At 65.9% G+C, this 4,430-nt stretch carries 4 protein-coding genes; 3 read left to right on the forward strand and 1 reads right to left on the reverse strand.

The genetic code is table 11. The annotated features are described in order from the left end of the window. Positions 1–82: 82 nt before the first annotated feature. Positions 83–1,975: a glutamine--fructose-6-phosphate transaminase (isomerizing) gene (gene glmS / locus VXJ37_RS19305; protein WP_331324644.1), complete on the reverse strand. Its 1,893-nt coding sequence runs from the start codon at positions 1,973–1,975 to the stop codon at positions 83–85. 105 nt (positions 1,976–2,080) lie between these two features. On the opposite strand from glmS, the gene coaA reads away from it, so the two are divergent. The 3 genes from coaA to mscL are packed head-to-tail and all read left to right on the forward strand — an operon-like array spanning position 2,081 to position 4,377. Next, positions 2,081–3,076: a type I pantothenate kinase gene (gene coaA, locus VXJ37_RS19310; protein WP_331324645.1), complete on the forward strand. Its 996-nt coding sequence runs from the start codon at positions 2,081–2,083 to the stop codon at positions 3,074–3,076. A gap of 5 nt (positions 3,077–3,081) precedes the next feature. Then, positions 3,082–3,948, forward strand: a complete 867-nt coding sequence (locus VXJ37_RS19315) for a M15 family metallopeptidase (RefSeq protein ID WP_331324646.1) — start codon at positions 3,082–3,084, stop codon at positions 3,946–3,948. A 24-nt stretch (positions 3,949–3,972) separates the two neighbouring features. After that, positions 3,973–4,377: a large conductance mechanosensitive channel protein MscL gene (mscL, locus tag VXJ37_RS19320; protein ID WP_331324647.1), complete on the forward strand. Its 405-nt coding sequence runs from the start codon at positions 3,973–3,975 to the stop codon at positions 4,375–4,377. Positions 4,378–4,430 lie beyond the last annotated feature (53 nt).

Below are 4,430 nucleotides of genomic sequence, written 5' to 3' on the forward strand. Positions count from 1 at the left end.
TGGAGCTCGCACATTTACGAGTCCAACTTTCGGGGACCACTTCATAAAGGTCCGGGGCTTCCACTGTCCGCAAGCGGAGCCGTTATTCGACGGTGACGCTCTTGGCGAGGTTGCGTGGCTGGTCCACGTCGTAGCCCTTGGCTGCGGCGAGTTCCGCGGCGAAGATCTGCAGCGGCACGGTGGTCAGCAGGGGCATAAGCAGGGTTGGGGTCTCGGGGACGTAGAAGACGTATTCGGCGTAGGCCTTGACGGCTTCGTCGCCTTCCTCCGCGATGACCAGGGTGCGGGCGCCGCGGGCGCGGACTTCCTGGATGTTGGAGACCACCTTGGAGTGCAGGGAGTCGCGGCCGCGCGGGGACGGGACCACTACGAACACCGGCTGGCCTTCATCGATCAGGGCGATGGGGCCGTGCTTGAGCTCGCCCGCGGCGAAGCCCTCGGCGTGGATGTACGCGATTTCCTTGAGCTTCAGGGCGCCTTCGAGGGCTACGGGGTAGCCGACGTGGCGGCCCAGGAACAGGACCGATTTCTCGTCCGCCATGCTGCGGGCCAGTTCACGCAAGGGGCCGGCGTTGTCCAGGATCTTCTGGATCTTGGCCGGGATCTTGTTCAGGTCCGCCAGCACGTCCTTGATCTGGCCCGAGAAGATGTTCCCGCGCAGCTGGGCCAGGTACAGGCCCAGCAGGTACGCGGCCGTGATCTGGGCCAGGAACGCCTTGGTGGAGGCCACCGCGATCTCCGGGCCCGCGTGGGTGTACAGCACGGCGTCGGACTCACGCGGGATGGTGGAGCCGTTGGTGTTGCAGATGGAGATGGTCTTGGCGCCCTGTTCACGGGCGTACCGGACGGCCATCAGGGTGTCCATGGTTTCGCCGGACTGGCTGATGGAGACCACCAGGGTTTTCTCGTCCAGGATCGGGTCGCGGTAGCGGAACTCGTGCGCCAGTTCCACCTCGGTGGGAATCCGGCACCAGTTCTCGATGGCGTACTTGGCCACCATGCCCGCGTACGCTGCGGTGCCGCAGGCCAGGACGATGATTTTGTTGACCTGCTTCAGCAACTCGGGATCGATCCGCAGCTCGTCCAGGGTCAGCTTGCCCTTGATATCAGAACGCCCCAGCAGGGTCTGGGCCACGGCGTCGGGCTGGTCATGGATTTCCTTCTCCATGAATGAGGAGAAGCCACCCTTTTCCGCAGAAGCCGGGTCCCAGTCCACGTGGTATTCCTTGCCCTGGGCCGGGTTGCCATAGAAATCGGTGATCTCCACGGAGTCCGCCGTGATGGTGACGATCTGGTCCTGGCCCAGCTCCACCGCGCGGCGGGTGTAATCAATGAACCCGGACACGTCCGAGCCCAGGAAGTTCTCCCCCTCGCCCAGGCCCACCACCAGCGGTGAGTTGCGGCGGGCAGCAACGACGACGTCGGGCTGGTCGGCGTGCACGGCCAGCAGGGTGAACGCGCCCTCAAGGCGCTGGCAGGCCAGTTCCATGGCGCGGGTCAGGCCGCCGTTCGCCGGGTCACCGCCCAGCTTGTTGCGGAGAATGTCTGCCAGCAGCGCGGCCGCAACCTCAGTGTCGGTCTCGGACAGGAACGTGACACCCTTTTCCAGCAGCTCGAGCTTGAGCTCGGCGAAGTTTTCGATGATGCCGTTGTGGATCACGGCCAGCTTTCCGCCGTCAGCCAGGTGCGGGTGCGCGTTGCGGTCCGTCGGGCCGCCGTGCGTCGCCCAGCGGGTGTGGCCGATACCGGTCACCGCCTCAGGCAGGGGCCGGGCGTCCAGTTCCCCGATCAGGTTGCTCAGCTTCCCGGACTTCTTGCGGGACTGGATGGCTCCCTGGGACACCACTGCCACACCGGCAGAGTCATACCCGCGGTACTCCAGGCGGCGAAGTCCCTCAAGGACAACGTCCAGCGCACTGTGACCGTTAATTGCACCGTCGGTTGAACGGCCTACGTATCCCACGATTCCACACATAGCCACAAGACTATCGGCAGCGGGGGTGTTGCTCTAAACCGGAAGGCTTCCCTGCAGGGCGTCCGTGGCCTGCGCCGCCGCGCTGAGCAGGGCCGTCATTTCGTGATGGGCCGGGCGCGGGGCAGAATCTTTACCGTGACTTCGCAACGCAATGACGCGAACGGGGAGGGTGCCTCGCCGTTCGTGGAGCTGGACCGGCAGACCTGGTCCCGGCTCGCAGCCCAGATGGAACAGCCCCTTAATGAAGAGGATGTGCTGCGCCTTCGCGGGCTCGGCGACCCCCTGGACATCAAGGAAGTGCGGGACGTCTACCTGCCGCTGTCCCGGCTCCTGCACCTGTACGTGGAGGCGGCGGGCCAGCTTCACGCCGCCACCACCACGTTCCTGGGCGAGCAGACCCAGCGCACCCCTTTCGTGATCGGCGTGGCCGGTTCCGTTGCGGTGGGCAAGTCCACCATCGCCCGCGTGCTGCGGGAAATGCTGCGCCGCTGGCCCGGCACCCCCAATGTGGAACTGATCACAACCGATGGCTTCCTCTACCCCCTGGCCGAGCTCAAGCGCAGGCAGCTGCTGGACCGGAAGGGTTTCCCGGAGTCCTACGATCGGCGGGCGCTGCTGCGGTTCGTGAGCGAGATCAAGAGCGGCGCAGAGGAAGTCCGGGCCCCCTGGTACTCCCACGTCACGTACGACATTGTGCCCGGCAAGGAAGTGGTGGTCCGCCGCCCGGACGTGCTGATCGTGGAGGGCCTGAACGTGCTGGCCCCGGCCCGCCCGCGGCATGACGGCCGCCAGGGTCTGGCGCTGAGCGACTTCTTCGACTTCTCCATCTATGTGGACGCCAAGACCTCATACATTGAAGAGTGGTACGTGGACCGGTTCCGGAAACTGCGGAGCACCGCGTTCGCGCAGCCGGAGTCCTATTTCCACCGCTACGCCACGCTGTCCGACGAAGAGGCGGAAAGCACCGCACGCGACATCTGGAAGCGGATCAACGAACCCAACCTGGAGGAGAACGTGCTGCCGACGCGGGGCCGGGCACAGCTGGTACTGACCAAAGAGGCGGACCACTCCATCCGCCGCATGCTCCTCCGGAAGGTTTAGCACACGTGTGCCACCAATGCGGGTCACCCAGCCGGCGCAGCTTCACGCGCTTCCTCGCAGCCGGGGCCGGGCTGACGGTCCTGTCTGCCTGCACACCGGAGGCACCCAAGGCGGCGGCGCCGTCGTCGTCTCCTGCTTCTTCCCCGTCCCCCTCCCCCTCCCCCTCAGCCGTTCCGGCGTCGGCGGGCCCGACGGCGGAAACCACCACGGTAAGCCAGTCCCCGGAGGCGCCCTCCCCCTCGCCGCCGCCGTCCGCCACCCTGGCGCGGCAGTTTTCGCTTGACGACCCCAAGAGCCAGTGGGTCATCGTGAACAAGCACCGGCCGTTGAAGCCCGCGGACTATGCGCCGGCTGACCTGGTGCGTCCCGCCGTCGCGATTTCCGCTGCAGGTGAGGCGGCGTTGCTCAACAGCACCACCGCGGCAGCCGCGGAGGCGATGTTCGCGGCGGCCGCCCGGGACGGCGTGACAATCGTGCTGGCGAGCGGCTACCGCTCCTACAGCACGCAGGTGACCACCTACAACGGCTACGTTGCCGCGCGCGGACAGGCCGACGCCGACACCGCCAGCGCGCGCCCCGGCCATTCGGAGCACCAGACCGGGTGGGCGTTCGACATCGGCGACGGCGGAGGCGCCTGCAGCTTCCAGCCGTGCTTCGCGGACCAGCCGGCGGCCACCTGGGCGAAGGCAAACGGGCACCGCTTCGGGTTCGTGGTCCGGTACCCCTGGATGCTGCACCCCATTACTGGGTACTACTACGAGCCGTGGCACCTGCGGTATGTAGGCGTGGAGGCGGCCACAGACATGCTGAACCGCGGCATCGGGACGCTGGAGGAATACTTCGGCCTGGAGGCGGCGCCCGCGTACCTGTAACACCCGTGCGCTAGGTTGGTTTCCATGCTGACTGGATTCAAGAACTTCATCATGAAGGGCAACGTGGTTGACCTTGCCGTCGCCGTTGTCATGGGTACCGCGTTCGGAGCGGTGGTGACGGCCCTGGTGAACAAGGTGCTGATGCCCTTCATCTCCGGCCTGGTGGGCGCGCCAAACTTTGACAGTTTTGCGAGGGTGGAGCTGCGCGGCAACGCGATCGAGTTCGGTGTACTGCTGACCGCTGTGGTCAACTTCCTGTTGATCGCTGCTGCCGTCTACTTTGTGGTGGTGATGCCGATGAACCTGATGATCGAGCGCCGCAACCGCCGGCTGGGCATCGATAAGAACGTGAAAAAGGATGCTGCGGAGGACCCGCAGGTTGCGCTGCTGACCGAAATCAGGGACGCGCTGAAGGACCGGGCGCTGTAGGTCCATTGCCCCGTAAGCAACGTGGCCCGTCTCCCATATGGGAGACGGGCCAC

Origin of the sequence: Pseudarthrobacter phenanthrenivorans (genome assembly GCF_036455295.1) — a bacterium.
Taxonomy (GTDB): Bacteria; Actinomycetota; Actinomycetes; order Actinomycetales; family Micrococcaceae; genus Arthrobacter; species Arthrobacter phenanthrenivorans_C.

Coding starts and splice junctions, on each gene's coding strand:
- coaA (WP_331324645.1), top strand. CDS start 2,081: ATGGGCCGGGCGCGGGGCAGAATCTTTACCGTGACTTCGCAACGCAAT.
- mscL (WP_331324647.1), top strand. CDS start 3,973: ATGCTGACTGGATTCAAGAACTTCATCATGAAGGGCAACGTGGTTGAC.
- glmS (WP_331324644.1), bottom strand. CDS start 1,975: ATGTGTGGAATCGTGGGATACGTAGGCCGTTCAACCGACGGTGCAATT.